This window comes from Nisaea nitritireducens (genome assembly GCF_014904795.1).
Lineage (GTDB): Bacteria > Pseudomonadota > Alphaproteobacteria > Thalassobaculales > Thalassobaculaceae > Nisaea > Nisaea nitritireducens.
Genome location: NZ_JACZFS010000007.1, coordinates 37,112 through 52,274 on the forward strand (window position 1 = coordinate 37,112; position 15,163 = coordinate 52,274).

Sequence of the window (15,163 nt, forward strand, 5' to 3'; positions counted from 1 at the left end):
CGCATGAGCGGTTTCGACGACGACGGCGCCGGCGGCGCGATGTGGGAGCTCTTCGAGCAGGAGAGCGAGGACTATCTCGGTCAGATCGAGGATATCCTTTCCGGCAGTGCGGCCGATCTCGAGAACGGGGAAACCATGAGCGCGCTGTTCCGCGCCATGCACTCCCTCAAAGGTGTTTCCGCATCCCTTGGCCTTACCGGCATCGAGCTTGTCGCGCATCACGCCGAGGATTTGCTCGACATGTTCCGGAACGGCGAAGCCCGGCCGGACGAGGCAACGCGTGAACTTCTGTTGCAGACCGCCGATACGCTGATTGCCTTGCGCGAACAGAGTATCGCGAACACCAGCGATGCGCCTGCGGACATGCAGCTGGTGGCGCAACTGACGGCTGCCAAGGCGCAGCTTAAGAGTGGTGGTGCGATTGCCGCACCCGCACTGCAAGCCGCTCCGCAACAACCTGCTCCAGCCGCACCTGCACCACCGCCGCAGGCAGCACCGGCCCCTCCGCCTGCGCCCCCTCCGCCAGTTGAGGCGGCTCCGGCCGAGGCCAATGACGGCGGTGCCGCACGGCAGATGTCGATGCAGGTCTCCCAGGCCCCGGCGGATCCGTCCGAGCCTGAATTTCAGCCGGAAACGGTAGGGCCGTTCGATGAGGTGGTGCGCAGCGAGCTTGGACAGCTCGCCGAGGCACTGGAAAACCCGACGCTGGAAGCGCTCGACACGCAAGCCATATCCGGCTCGGTGCTCGCGATCCGTGAAGTGGCGAACGAAGTCGGCTATCTCGGCATTTCGGATGTTCTGAGCGATATCATCGATTTGCTCCGCGAGTCCGACCCACTCGACAAGACGGAGCTGACCCGGGGCCTTTGCATCTTTGTGCACCGGTTGCGGCTGCTGTCGGAACTCGCCAATTCGGGTCTCTCGATGGAGGATGTGGACGATTCAATGTCGCCTCATATCTCCCGAGAGGCGCGCGAAGTGGTCGACCGGCTTTCGGCCGGTGGCGGAACCACGAAAGATTGGGAGCTGGTCGGCATTCTTGCCCGTGCTCTCGGCGTGCAGCGAATTTCCGCATTGGCCCGGCTGTCCAGCGAGTTGACTGCGGAAGCTGACTGGCGCGACCGCTCGGGCGCCCTTGCGGTGGTCGAGGAGATCCGCCGCGAGAGCCAGGTGATCGGGATCGAGGGACTGAATGTTGCCTCGCTCGATATGCTGCGCAGCACCTATGACCGGCTGCGGGACCAGATGGCCCTGTTGCTGACCAATGCCGAAGCGGCGGTGGCCGAGCTGCGGACGTCTCTCGGTGACGAGATTTTCAACAGCCTGTCGCCGGACGCACGCCAGCAGATCGCGGACTTCCTGAAACAGCCGAATGCCAACCTCGTCGAGATCCAGGCCATGCTGCCGGACGGCCCGGCCTCCACACAGCAGATCATGGGCCGGATCTATCAGGAAAAGGTGATGTCCAACCGGGTCCTGGTGGATACTCACCCGGATCTCTACCAGTTCCTCGTCGGCGTGATAGGCCCTGCCGATCCGATGATGAATGCCGTGCAGGCGATTGACGGCGCGCGTGCCGCACTCCAGTCGTGGCAGATTCTGGCAAGCAATGAAGTTCAGAATGCGAGGGCTGCGGCCCAGATGGCTCCGGCCCAACCGGCGCCGGCACAACAACCAGCGCCTGCTGCACCGACTGCAGCGGCAGAACCGAGCGTGATGCATATCGGCGACGACTGGACTGTCGGAGGCGGTAGTTCGCCTGGCGCTGCTGGTGGACAGCAAGCCGCACCGGTCCGGCCGGCGGCACCGCCTCAGGCAGCACCACAGGCTGCGCCTGTTCCGCCGCCGTCGCAGTCTTCTGCTTTGGAGCCTGTCGCGGCCGACGCGAAGACTCCTGCTGAGCGCACGGACACGGGCGGGGCTGGTCGTGGGGGCGGTGGCAGTTCGCTCCGGGTGTCGTCCGAGCTTGTCGACAATTATCTCGATACGGTGGCCGAGCTACGCCTCTGCATTTCCCGGATCGAGCAGGGTGCATCTGAAGCCGGGTTTGCCAGCACGATCGCGGAGCTGCGTTCCCTGGCTAAGCAGACCGGGGCGCGCAAGGCAGAGCGGTTGCGGTTCGCGGCCAGCCATATCGACGATGCGGGAAAGATTCTCGCCAGCCAGATCGCGAAAGCGGAAACCACGCTGCGGATGCTGCATTCCGTGACGCTGCAGCTGCGTGTGGTGCCGATTAGCATCGTTCTCGGACGCATGCCGCGTCTGGTACGGGATCTTGCCCGCAGCCTGGGCAAACAGGTCGACCTCGATATCGAGGATGGAGACATCCAGATCGATAAGTCGATGGTGGATGCCCTGATGGAGCCGCTGGTCCACATGATCCGCAATGCCATGGATCACGGCATCGAATCACCGGATGAGCGACAGAATCTCGGGAAGCCCGAGAAAGCGATCCTGACGCTGCGGGCGACCCAGAACGGTAATGTCGCGCAGATCATGATCGCCGACGACGGACGCGGTTTGAACACGTCCCGGATCAAGGCCAAGGCCATGGAGCGCAACCTGCTCTCGGATCAGGATGCGGCGCGGATGTCCGAGCGGGAAATCCAGCGTCTGATTTTCGCGCCAGGCTTCTCGACGGCCTCGGCCATCACGGAAACATCCGGTCGCGGCGTCGGCATGGATGTGGTGCTGACCACGATCCGGCGTCTTGGCGGATCCATCGATATCGACAGCGTCGAGGGTGAGGGCACCAAATTCTATCTGAGCTTCCCGGTCTCCGCGGCTCTGCAGAGGATTGTCGTGGTAACCGATGGCGAGCGGGACCTGGGCCTGCCCGAGCGTTCAATTGTCGAAGTCATTGAGGTCGCGCGCAGCCAGATCCAGGAAGTTGGCGAGTTTGCCGGTATTCAGCACCGGGACGGTTTCCTGCCGGTCCGTGCGATCGAAACCATGCTCGGCTGGGAAACGCCCGAAGTCGCTGCAAACCAGACGGCATTCCCGGTGGTGATCATTGGCACACCGCAACGCCGGGTCGGTGTCGCCGTGGCCCGGGTCAAGCGGCGTCAGGAAGTTTTCATGAAAGAGCTGCATCCGGCGTTGAACGCGGTTGATGTCCTGGCCGGCGCCACGGTTATGGGTGAGGGCCAGCCACTGCTGGTGCTCGATCCAGAAACCCTGATTGCGATCGCCGGGGCCTAGGCTCCGGCCGACATTATTTCGGCAGGTTGAGTGTGACGCCGGAAATCCACCCGGCGATCTTCTGCAGAGGCAGGACAGTATCCGCCGCTTTCTCCTCGAAGGCGACTTTCGGCATGCCATAGACGACGCAACTGGCTTCGTCCTGGGCGAGGGTCCGCGCGCCCACTCGGCGCATTTCAAGCAAACCTTCCGCGCCGTCCCGGCCCATGCCCGTGAGGATCACACCCACTGATTTCTTGCCCAGTTCCTGCGCCGCCGATTTCATCATCACATCGACCGCAGGACAATGGCCGCCGATGCGTTCGCTTTCGCCGAGAGCGGTCCAGATCCCCTTGTTGCCTTTACGCAGCCGGAATTGCCGGTCGCCGGGCGCCACCACTGCGAGACCGGGGCGAAGGGGCTGGCTGTCATATGCCAGCGTCACATCAATCGCGCAGGACTGGTTCAGTCGGTTCGCGAAATCCTCGACATAATCTTTCGGCATGTGCTGGACGATCGCGACCGGCGGGCAATCTTTGTCGAGGCCGGAAAGCACGGTCATCAGGGCATCCGTGCCGCCGGTTGAAGCGCCGATGCAGATCACGGTGCCAAGATAGGGGGCGCCAAAATCCTCGGGTGGCTTCGGCTTCGCCGGTTCGACGGAAATTGGTGTTCGCGCCGGAGTCGGGCGCGGTGCGGCTGACGCCGGTGTGGATCGTGGGCGATCCACGCGGGCCTGCCGCAGGGCGGATTCAATACGTGAAGACGCTGCCGTCAGTTCCGAGCGGATATCGAGCTCGGGAATGGAAATCAGCTGCCCTGATGGAATTTTCAGCTGGGCGGCGACGGTCCGTCCTTCCGTGCTCTCCCCGGCCGTGACCAGCAGGAGCGGGCGCCCGCAGGTCTTGGTCAGCTCGAACACGTTCTTCAGGCTGGGGAAGTCATTGTCGCGGGCAGCAAGTACCACGACCTCGGCGCCGGCAAGGCGCTCGGGCGTGGCGCGCGTCTGCGACACCGCGATGACTTCAGTCTCACCGATAAGGGGCGTTATCGTTTCCGTCACGACCTTGCGAAGCAGCGGGTCGGAAGCGACAACGAGAATACCGTTTTGTCCGCTCAAGTAGCCTTCTTCCTGAAGATCGCGGGACGGATCTGATCCAGATAAATCCGTGCGTGATCCGGGTTGTCGGTGTGGCCGATGAAGAGATAACCGCCGGGCGCAAGCATCGAGCTCAGATTCTTCACCAGGTTTTCCCGGGTCGTGTCGTCGAAATAAATCATCACGTTCCGGCACAAGATCAAATGAAAGCGGCCACGCAACATTTCGAGCGGTTCAGTCAGGTTGAGCCATCGGAACATCACATCGTCGCGTACCTGCTTTACCACGCGATAGGTGTTGTCGCCGAGATATTCCAGATATTTCTGCTGCCAGGCCATGGGCATATGACGGAAAGCCTCGGCTCTGTACTCGCCGATGGCGCCCCGGCGCAGGGTTGCCTTGGCGATATCGGTCGCCAGAACACCGGCATCCAGATCCTGGTAATGCGTTCCGAAATATTCCCGCATCGCCATGATGATCGAATAGGCTTCCTCGCCTGCAGCCGCAGCCGAACTCCAGATACGGATATCTTTTGTTCGGTCCCGGCGCAGACGTTCTTCGAGCTCCGGCAGCAAGGTCGACGCCATGAATTCGAAGTGCGCCGGCTCCCGGTAGAAGTAGCTGTGATTGGTCGAAAGGTGCTCGACCAGATTGATCAGCAAGTCCTCGCGCCCGTCGCTACGAGCGTCGCGCAAGAGATCTGGAATGGATTCATGACCGGTTTGGCTCATGAAGCCGCGCAGGCGCGAATCCAGGAAACTTTCCGCGTTCGCTGGAACGATAATCCCGAATTTGTAATGCGCCAGACGGCGGAGTTCGTCGAACTCCGCCGTGACCGGGTTAGTATTTTCCAAAGTCACCGGACGTAATCTTCTCGTCCTGTTCTGGGGCACGTTCTTCGTCGGCGCTCTCTTCGGAACGGGCAGGGGCTTTGCTTGCCGGATTTGTCCGAGCCGGTGCGTCGCCTTCGTTCAATTTGAAGCGGGAGACGGATTCCTGCAGCTCGCGGCCCCGGCCGGCAAGGGCACCGGATGTCGCCGCCATTTGCTGCGCTGCCGCAGCATTTTGCTGAATTACGGTGTTCAGGCGGTGGATGGCGACATTGATCTCGTCCGCGCCGACAGACTGCTCCTCACTGGCGGCGGTGATGCCCTGAACCAGATCCTTGGTCCGGGTGATTTCCGGCAGCAGGTCATTCAGCAGGCGGTTGGTATTTTCGGCAGCTTCCCGGCCGTCGGCGGAGGCATCCTGGATCTCGCTTGCGGCCTGCTTGCTGATTTCAGCCAAGCGGGAGACTTCGGAGGCAACAACTGCGAATCCGCGTCCGTGTTCACCGGCACGCGCGGCTTCGACGGAGGCGTTGAGGGCCAGCAGTTCGATCTTCCGGGTGATTTCCTCGACAACGAGGATCTTGTCGGAAATATCCTTCATGGCGGCTGCGGTCTGGGTCATTGCTTCGGCACAACGCCCGGCTTCACCGGCCATGCGCTCCGATGCTTTTTCCGTTTCTTCCGCGTTCTTCGCGTTCTGGCGGATACCGGCAGTCATTTCTTCCATGGCAGCGGAAGTTTCCTGCACGCTGGAGGCCTGGTCGTTCACACCGTCAGACACCTGTTGCGCAGTCTGACGAAGCTCGGTGCTGCCGGAGGTGACGCCGCCGGATGCCGTTTTAATGGTGCCGAGCATTCCCTGCAGATTTTTCTGCATGGCGTCGATCGCTTTCATCACCCGGCCGATTTCATCGTTCGAAGATGTTACCGGGACCGGGAAAGAGAGGTCGCCGGCCGCGAACCTGTCCACGGTCCGAACCGCGGCGTTCAGGCGGCGGCGAATACCGATGGCGAGCGGAATACCGATGATCAGAGAGAGTGTGACGGCGACGATTGCAGCAATGGTGAGGCTGCTGATTGCCAATTCCTCGGCGGCCTGGATCTCTTCGACCGATCCCTGGGACATGCCATTGACCTTTTTCAGCAGTTCATGCACGCGTGAACCGACGATGACCTGGGTCTCTTCGATCTTGTTCATATGAGAGCTGAGGTGCGACAGTCGGGGAATGCGCCCCCCAGCCGCTTTGATCAAGGACTTGAGCTGAACAATAACAGTGTTGCCGGTCTTCGTGATGTGGTCGTGCGCTTCTTCGATTTCAGCCAGCAGCTTCTGGATTTCTGCATAGCGGATGCCGCGGTCGCCGCCAGCTTCAACAATCGGGGAAAGCAGCAGGTTTACCGAGGAGAGATGTTCGTCGACAGAGGTGCCGTGTGCCGCGAACTTCGCAATATAGTCGTCTGCGGCATCGCCGCGTCCCTGTGCGGCAATCGATATGGCGATATGCAGGGCCATTTCCTGTTCGAGCTGGCTTTCGACGATCGAGCCAACCAGAACGGAAACCGGTGTGTCGGTCAAAATGATCTGGTCGACCTGACCTTTCACGGCGGTCATCGTCCAGATGGAAAAACCCGCGAATGCGCAAAGGGCGGTGGCCATAAATACGACCAGCGCCATGAGTTTCGTAGACATATTCAAAGACATTTAAGCGGCCCCCTGATGTTCTTCGAATGGCCCCGCGCAGCCCAGGCGTTCTGTCGGGCAAATCCATGTGCGGGGATCAGTATATCTTTGTGATTCCGCCTGTGCAGCCACATTGTTGATTATTCGTTGATATTTATTGAGAAATTGTCGGATCCCGGTTTTTTATCGGCCGGATGCACTGAAATTAGCAATGTTTTCGGGGGATTTTCGTATCCCCTCCTACCCGTGCGTCTGTGAAGACGCACGGGCCAGGGCCGTGTGGTGCAACAACAACCCCGTCGGGGAGTAGTGTTCCCCACACCCGACATGCGACTTCATCGGCAAAAGGTCAATGTGTGGTATTCGGTTACAGTTAGGTTAAAAAACAGGCAATGCCCAATATTGGTGCAAAATTAAATGTTCGGTTCTCTTTCTGGTTTTCTATTTGAGTGTCGTTTTTCATTTTAAATATCTGAAAAATAATATGTTTTAGGAAATTAACCCGGGTGCGGGAACTGTGGCACAGCGTTTGCTGTTTGGGGTGCGGTGCAACAACAACCCTGGACCTGGGAGACTAAAAAATGGGGAAGCTCACAAAGTGGAAAAGCGCCCTTGCGGCAACAGCCTTCGGGCTGGCTGCAACGGCCGGGATGGGGGCAGCGCAGGCGGCGGACACGATCAAAGTCGGCATCCTCCACTCGCTATCCGGAACCATGGCAATCAGTGAGACCACACTGAAGGACGCCATGCTGATGCTCATTGACGAGCAGAATAAAAAAGGCGGTCTTCTCGGTATGAAGCTCGAGCCCGTCGTTGTCGATCCGGCATCCGACTGGCCGCTTTTCGCGGAAAAGGCCCGCGAACTCATTTCGAAGGACGGCGTCTCCGTAACTTTCGGCTGCTGGACCTCAGTGTCCCGCAAATCCGTGCTTCCGGTCTTCGAAGAGCTGAACGGTATGCTTTTCTATCCGGTGCAGTATGAGGGCGAGGAATCTTCCCGGAACGTCTTCTATACCGGTGCGGCGCCGAACCAGCAGGCGGTCCCGGCGGTCGACTATCTGCTCGGCGAAGAGGGCGGCGAAGCGAAACGCATTGTGCTGCTCGGTACCGACTACGTTTATCCGCGCACGACCAACAAGATCCTGCGCTCCTACCTGAATGCCAAGGGCATCGCCGATGCCGACATCATGGAAAACTACACGCCGTTCGGTCACTCCGACTGGCAGACCATCGTTGCCCAGGTGAAGGAATTCGCCAGCCAGGGCAAGAAGACCGCGGTTGTCTCCACCATCAACGGTGATGCCAACGTGCCGTTCTATAAGGAACTGGCGAACCAGGGCATCAAGGCGGAAGACATTCCGGTCGTTGCCTTCTCCGTCGGTGAAGAAGAGCTTGCCGGTCTCGATGCCGGACCGCTCGTCGGTCACCTTGCCGCATGGAACTATTTCATGTCGGTCGACACCCCGGAGAACGACGCGTTCATCAAAGCCTGGCACGCCTTCATCAAGGACGAGAAGCGCGTGACCAACGATCCGATGGAAGCGCATTACATTGGCTTCAAGATGTGGGTGCAGGCGGTTGAGCAGGCCGGTACCACCGATGTCGATGCGGTGCGTCAGGCAATGTACGGCCAGACCGTCAAGAATCTGACCGGCGGTGTGGCGGTGATGAATACGAACCATCACCTCTCCAAGCCGGTGCTGATCGGTGAAATCCTCGAGGACGGCCAGTTCGAAATCGTGTCCGCCACCGACGATGTGGTGGTCGGCGATGCCTGGTCCGACTTCATCCCGGAAAGCGCCAAGCTGACCGCCGACTGGACCTATCCGTGGGTCTGCGGCAACTGCGAAAAGCCGCGCTTCTAAAAAACTTCCGGACCGGAGCGCGGGATGTCCCGCGCTCCGGAACCGCTTGAATAGCGCGCAGGGATGGAAGGAAATTTAATGTCCTTAAGGCAATGGATGCGCGGGGGCGCACTCCGGTTCTTAATGGTTTTCTGGGCACTCGCGGTTTTAGTGCCGCATTCCGGTGCATCGGCTGCTGAAGATCTCGGAACACTCGTTACCGAGCTCGGTGCGGCGAGCCTTTCCAAGAAGCAGGCTGTTGTCGATCGCATGGTCGCGACAGGCGCGCCCGAGGTGGTGCCTATCCTGGAAGCGCTGGTCGGACGGGATCTCTACACGCGCAAGAGCGACGGCGTGGTGGTCATTGGCCAAAAGACCAGTGGCGGGAAGCTTCTCCTGACCGATCCCCTGACAGGTTCCGAGGTTGGAACGGTCGGATCGCGTGAGGTGAAGCGGATCAAAACGAACAACCGGCTCCGTTCATCTGTCAAAGCTGTCATGGGTACACTGACACTGATGAGCCCGGACCCGCAGCGCAGACTGGAAGCGGCGGACGGTCTGCTGAAGTCGAGCGATCAGGCAATGCTGCCATTGATCGAGACGGCGCTGGCCAAGGAAGCGGATGCGGCGGTGAAAAACGCGCTGCAACTGGCGAAGGCCTCTATCAAACTGCAATCCGGCAGCGCGGAAGAGCGTTTGGCGGCGGTGCAGTCCCTCGCGGACAGAACAGATCCGGAAAGCCGGGTCATGCTCTCCCGTCTGCTTCTGAAGGACGGCGATGTCTGGCGCGAACCGGACGAGACCGTACGTGAAACCGCTGGAGAAACCCTCGCCTCGATGGAGCGCCGGCTGGAGATGTGGCGCACCGTCGAGCATCTCTATCAGGGGATCAGCCTCGGCTCGGTCCTGCTGCTTGCGGCCATGGGGCTTGCCATTACCTTTGGCGTGATGGGTGTCATCAACATGGCGCATGGCGAGATGGTCATGCTCGGCGCCTATACGACGTTCGTCATTCAGGAGGCCTTCCGTTCTCTGGCGCCGGGGCTGTTCGACTGGTCGCTCGCGGTCGCCTTGCCGGCTGCTTTCCTGGTATCGGCGCTGGTCGGGATTGCCATGGAGCGGGGCTGTATCCGGTTCCTCTATGGCCGCCCGCTTGAAACCCTGCTTGCCACCTGGGGCATCAGCCTCGTCCTGCAACAGACTGTGCGCTCGATCTTCGGGCCGACCAACCGGGAAGTCGGTGCGCCGGAATGGATGCAGGGCGCGATGGAGTCCGTCGCTGGTATCACCCTGACCTACAACCGGCTCTGGATCATCCTGTTCTCGTTCTGCGTCCTTGGAGCCGTCCTTCTTGTTATGAAGAAAACCGCGTTCGGCCTGCAGATGCGTGCGGTGACGCAAAACCGCGAGATGGCGCGGGCCATGGGCATTCCGACCGGCCGGGTCGATGCCATGACCTTCGGCCTCGGCTCCGGGATTGCCGGTATCGCCGGCGTTGCCCTCAGCCAGATCGACAATGTCAGCCCCAATCTCGGGCAGGCCTATATCGTGGACAGCTTCATGGTCGTTGTGTTCGGCGGCGTCGGTAATCTCTGGGGCGCCTTTGCCGGTGCGATGTCGCTCGGCATCGTGAACAAGCTGCTCGAGCCTTGGGCCGGCGCGGTGTTGGGCAAGATCCTGGTGCTGGTGGCGATCATTCTCTTCATCCAGAAACGGCCACGCGGACTGTTCGCGCTTCGCGGCCGTGCCGTGGAGTCCTGAGCCATGTCGCTGTTGCAACGTCTTTACGCGCCGCAGGCCCAGGAGCCCGGCAAGGGCAGGCTGGCGAGCGCCATCCTGCTCACCGTTCTGGCAGCGATCGCGATCCTCGTGCCGCTCCTCAATCTGACGGTCCCGGCCGACTCGGCCTTTCATGTGCCGACCTATCTGGTCAGTCTGCTCGGCAAATATCTGTGTTTTGCCATGCTGGCGCTCTCGATCGATCTGATCTGGGGCTTCTGCGGCATTCTCAGCCTCGGTCACGGGGCCTTTTTCGCTCTCGGCGGCTATGCCATGGGCATGTACATGATGCGGCAGATCGGTGATCGGGGCGTCTACGGCAACGCTGAGCTGCCGGACTTCATGGTGTTCCTGAACTGGAAGGAGTTGCCATGGTACTGGTACGGCTTCGACTTCTTCCCCTTTGCTGTGGTGATGGCGCTGTTCGTGCCGGGGCTGTTGGCCTTCGTGTTCGGTTGGCTGACCTTCCGTTCCCGGGTCAGCGGGGTCTATCTCTCGATCATCACCCAGGCGATGACCTATGCGCTGATGCTGGCCTTCTTCCGCAACGACATGGGCTTCGGTGGCAATAACGGCCTGACGGACTTCAAGGACCTGCTGGGCTTCGACCTGCAATCGGACAACACGCGGGCCGTATTGCTGGCCTCGACCTGTGTCGCATTGGCCGGATGTTATCTGATGTGCCGGGCCATCGTCGCCTCCAAGCTCGGCCGTCTGATTGCAGCCATCCGGGACGACGAGGCGCGGGTGCGCTTCCTCGGCTACAGGGTGGAGAATTTCAAGCTCTTCGTCTTCGTCCTCTCCGCCATGATCGCCGGGCTGGCGGGCGCGCTCTACGTACCGCAGGTCGGTATCATCAATCCGGGGGAGTTCGCCCCGGCCAACTCCATCGAGGCTGTGATCTGGGTTGCTATCGGCGGTCGCGGCACGCTGTACGGCGCGATTGCCGGCGGCGTGCTGGTCAATTACGCGAAGACGGTGCTGACCGGGGTTATCCCGGAAGTCTGGTTGTTCGCTCTCGGCGGCATGTTCATCGCCGTCACCTTGTTCTTCCCGAAAGGCCTGGTCGGCAGCCTGCCTGCCGCGATTGACTGGGTGAAGCGGCGGATTGGCAAACGGAACCCGCCTGCATCCTCACCCCTTGCCGAGGAGCCGGGCCAATGAACGTGACCGGAAGAGCTTCATATTCAGAATCCCAGCTCTATGTCGACGGGGTCACGGTCAGCTTTGACGGTTTCAAGGCGCTGAACAATCTGAGCTTCGTGGTCGAGCCGGGCGAAATGCGGGCCATCATCGGGCCGAATGGCGCCGGCAAGACGACGATGATGGATGTCATCACCGGCAAGACGAAGCCGGATGAGGGACGGGTCATCTTCAAGGGCGATATCGATCTCGGTAAACGGGACGAGGCGGCAGTCGTCGCCCTCGGTATCGGCCGGAAGTTCCAGCGGCCGAGCGTGTTCGAGAACCATTCGGTGTTCGACAATCTGGAGCTCGCCATCAAGTCGGACCGGAGCACTTTCGCCTGCCTGTTCGACCGGTTGGATGCGGACCGTAAATCGAAGATCGAAAGCACGCTGGAGCGGATCGGCCTGGCCGGTGAGCGCGATCAGATGGCCGGGAAATTATCGCACGGGCAGAAGCAATGGCTGGAGATCGGCATGCTGCTGGTGCAGGACCCGGAACTGCTGTTTCTGGACGAACCGGTGGCCGGCATGACCGACGCCGAGACCGAGGCGACGGTTGAGCTGCTGCGTGATCTGCGCGGGGAACGCTCCATCGTGGTCGTCGAACATGACATGGCCTTCGTCCACGCCCTCGGCGTGAAGGTCACCGTGCTGCATGAGGGATCGGTGCTGGCCGAAGGGTCCATGGATCAGGTGCAGAACGATCCGCACGTCATCGAAGTCTATCTGGGACGCTGAGATGCTGAAAGTTTCGGGACTTCATCTGCACTATGGCGCCAGCCACGCGCTGCGCGGCATCGATCTGGTGGCCGAGCGCGGCAAGGTTACCTGCGTGCTCGGACGTAACGGGGTTGGCAAGACCAGTCTGATGCGGGCCGTGACCGGTCTGGAGAGCCCGAGCGCGGGCAGCATCCTCTGGGACGATATCGATCTGCTGGCGCTGCCGGTTCACCGTAGAGCCTCGGCCGGTGTCGCTTTCGTGCCTCAGGGCCGGGAAATCTTCCCGCTGTTGACAGTCGAGGAGAATCTGAAGACCGGGTTCGCTGCCCTGCCGCGCGCCAAGCGTACGATCCCGGACGAGATTTTCGATCTGTTCCCCGTCTTGAAGCAGATGCTGAAACGGCGCGGCGGAGATCTTTCCGGCGGTCAGCAGCAACAGCTAGCCATCGCCCGTGCTCTGGTGCTGCGCCCGAGCCTGCTGGTGCTGGACGAGCCAACCGAGGGAATTCAGCCATCGATCATCAAGGATATCGAACGGATCATCGCTCTGCTGGCAGCACGCGGAGATATGGCCGTGATCCTGGTTGAGCAGTATTTCGAATTTGCCCGCGATCTGGCGGATGAAATTGCGGTGATGGACCGTGGGGAGATCGTGCTTGCCGGGGCGAAGACAGCGCTCGCGGAGGAAGATGTCCGCGGCCATCTGACTGTGTGATCGCCTTTCCGGAGCAGCTCAGTCGGCGGCGTCTATATCCTGCGCCAACGAGGTGTCCTGCCCGACCCTGGGCAAGATTACCGTGACACTGGTACCCGCGCCGGGTTCGCTCTCGATCATGAAACTGCCGCCGAGAAACTGCGCGAGAGAGCGGACGATGGACAGTCCGAGGCCGGTGCCTTCCTTGGCAACATGGGGGTGGATGGAGGAGTGAGAGAACGGCTCGGCGATTGTCGGCAGCCGATCCTTTGAAATTCCGACGCCGCTGTCCTCGATACGGAAGACAATCTCGCTTCCGTCGGCTTCCGCCAGACAGCGGATCGCCCCGCCGTCAGGTGTGAATTTTACGGCGTTCGACAACAGGTTCAGGAGGATCTGCCGGATCGAGCGTTCATCCGTGATCATAAGGTCCGATGCCATCTCGACCGAGGTAGAGATGGTGATGGCCTTGTTCCTGGCCTGACCATCGACCTGCGAGATGCAGTGCGTGAAGATCGCACCGATGCCGACTTCTTCAAGCGTCAAGATTCGCTTGCCCGCCTCGATGGCGGAAATGTCCAGAATATCGTTCACCAGTTCCAGCATATGCTGGCCGCTTTGCTGAATAGCCCCGGAATAGTCGGCGAGGCGTTCCACTGCCATGTCTCTGGTGTTCGGCATTGCGAGCAGGGAGCTGAAACCGATGATGGCATTTAAAGGTGTGCGGAATTCGTGGCTCATCGTTGCCAGAAATTCCGATTTCGTCCGGTTGGCATGTTCCGCGCGTTGCAGGGCTTCGTTCCGGGCTTCGGCAATAAGCCGTTCATTGGTGACGTCGGCGCCGGTGCCGCGATAGCCGATGAATGTTCCGGCTTCATCGTAGAACGGCCTGCCGTTGATGCTGACGGTTTTGCGGAGGCCCGGCTGGGACTCGATATCATAGCGGAAATCGCGGAATTGACGGCGCTGTTCGATAACGTCGTTCAAGCCGCGCCATTTTGGCGTCTGAGTGTCCTCCGAGGAGGTTTCCGCCAATGTGCGGCCGTAGATCTCTTCGCTCCGCTTGTTGAGGGTCTTGGTGAAGCTGGCGGAGATGTAGCTGATACCGCCGTCACGATCAGTTTCCCAGAACCAGTCCGAAGAAATTTCGGCGAAATCCTGAAAACGCTTCTGACTGCGGAACAGCTCGCTGGCTGTGAGGTCTCTGACTTCTGAATTACGGGTGATGTCGCGCATCAGGCGGGCCCCGCTGGCTGCGATTTCCCTGTATTCCAGGAAATCGAAATCGTCGGGCTCGGGCAGTGGGCTTTGCTTCGGGTCGTCCGCATTCAGATGGCGATAGGCGGCGGCGAGCTGAAGCAGAGGCCGGGTTACAAACCTCTCGGAGATGTAGAACAGGATAGCGGCGAGCGCTGCGATGCCTGCCGCCATGGCAAGAAGAGCCACGGCCAGACGGTTCGGCCACTCCTCGGATATCCGCCAGGAGGAGGCTGTAATCCGAAGAGATCCCACTGTGATGCCTGGTGTCGCCGGGTCGCTGAGTTCAAGCGCTAGCGCATGTGTGACGGGCGGAAAAAGCTCCGGATACCAGTGGTCTTCCGAGGGCGGAAAAGTGCGCTGTTCGCTGATTATAATGGCGCCGGTTTGGTCCGTCAGTTCGACGGAAATGATTGCTTCGAAATGGAGCAGGCCGGTGGCAATTTGCGCGGCCAGCTCAGGGTCGCGGCTAACGACGGCAACAGAGGCGGTCTGTTCAAACGCCTGTGCCGCCTTTTCCGTGGTTTCGAACAAGTCCGACCGTAGTCCGAAATACTCAAGGACAGACTCGCCGATGCCAATGGTCAGGCCAAGGAGTGTGGCAACGATGATAACCAGCCGTGCCTGATGACCACTGACGCTTTTCACCGTTGAGGAACGTGTCGGGCTCGTGCTCATGGCCTAACCTTGCATGAGGCAGGGACGAATGGCCGAAATCGCGATGACAGGTTTTTGCCGGAAACGGGGGAAGGTCGTTGCTTCATGCTTTTATTCAAACTTCGGAACAGACCGCGCTCCTTCTTCGCTGAAGGTCAGAGATCAGCTGAGTATCTGGAAGTCTCTACGTAATGGATTGAAAACTCAAGATTGATAGAGACGGGGTGATGGCAAA

General features: G+C 60.3%; 10 protein-coding genes. 6 read left to right on the forward strand and 4 right to left on the reverse strand.

What is annotated here, in order from left to right:
• Window positions 1–3 precede the first annotated feature (3 nt).
• Entirely contained in the window at window positions 4–3,201 is a 3,198-nt protein-coding gene (locus tag IG629_RS01050; protein WP_193170145.1) for a chemotaxis protein CheA, read from the forward strand.
• 13 nt (window positions 3,202–3,214) lie between these two features.
• Here the strand turns inward: IG629_RS01050 and IG629_RS01055 are convergent, their stop codons facing one another.
• From IG629_RS01055 to IG629_RS01065, 3 genes are read right to left on the reverse strand one after another with little or no spacing between them, the layout of a single operon-like run.
• Entirely contained in the window at window positions 3,215–4,300 is a 1,086-nt protein-coding gene (locus IG629_RS01055; protein WP_193170146.1) for a CheB methylesterase domain-containing protein, read from the reverse strand.
• Window positions 4,297–5,139, reverse strand: a complete 843-nt coding sequence (locus tag IG629_RS01060; RefSeq protein WP_193170147.1) for a CheR family methyltransferase — start codon at window positions 5,137–5,139, stop codon at window positions 4,297–4,299. Before IG629_RS01060 ends, IG629_RS01055 begins: the two co-directional genes overlap by 4 nt.
• Entirely contained in the window at window positions 5,120–6,811 is a 1,692-nt protein-coding gene (locus IG629_RS01065) for a methyl-accepting chemotaxis protein (RefSeq protein ID WP_193170148.1), read from the reverse strand. Before IG629_RS01065 ends, IG629_RS01060 begins: the two co-directional genes overlap by 20 nt.
• Window positions 6,812–7,440: 629 nt before the next feature.
• Here IG629_RS01065 and urtA point away from each other — a divergent pair.
• From urtA to urtE, 5 genes are all read left to right on the forward strand, one after another.
• Complete coding sequence (urtA, locus tag IG629_RS01070; protein WP_156901227.1) at window positions 7,441–8,655, forward strand: urea ABC transporter substrate-binding protein; 1,215 nt, start codon at window positions 7,441–7,443, stop codon at window positions 8,653–8,655.
• Between the two features lie 123 nt (window positions 8,656–8,778).
• Window positions 8,779–10,395, forward strand: a complete 1,617-nt coding sequence (gene urtB / locus IG629_RS01075; protein WP_226886361.1) for an urea ABC transporter permease subunit UrtB — start codon at window positions 8,779–8,781, stop codon at window positions 10,393–10,395.
• 3 nt (window positions 10,396–10,398) lie between these two features.
• Window positions 10,399–11,577: an urea ABC transporter permease subunit UrtC gene (gene urtC, locus IG629_RS01080; protein WP_193170149.1), complete on the forward strand. Its 1,179-nt coding sequence runs from the start codon at window positions 10,399–10,401 to the stop codon at window positions 11,575–11,577.
• Window positions 11,574–12,338, forward strand: coding sequence for an urea ABC transporter ATP-binding protein UrtD (gene urtD / locus IG629_RS01085; protein ID WP_051284300.1), 765 nt, complete (start codon window positions 11,574–11,576; stop codon window positions 12,336–12,338). The genes urtC and urtD overlap by 4 nt, the downstream gene beginning before the upstream one ends.
• A 1-nt stretch (window position 12,339) precedes the next feature.
• On the forward strand, window positions 12,340–13,035 hold the full coding sequence (urtE, locus tag IG629_RS01090; RefSeq protein WP_028464479.1) for an urea ABC transporter ATP-binding subunit UrtE: 696 nt from the start codon (window positions 12,340–12,342) through the stop codon (window positions 13,033–13,035).
• 18 nt (window positions 13,036–13,053) lie between these two features.
• On the opposite strand, the gene IG629_RS01095 is transcribed toward urtE, so the two are convergent.
• The gene (locus IG629_RS01095; RefSeq protein WP_193170150.1) at window positions 13,054–14,949 is read right to left on the reverse strand and encodes a sensor histidine kinase; all 1,896 of its coding nucleotides are present in this window, start codon (window positions 14,947–14,949) and stop codon (window positions 13,054–13,056) included.
• Between the last annotated feature and the right edge of the window lie 214 nt (window positions 14,950–15,163).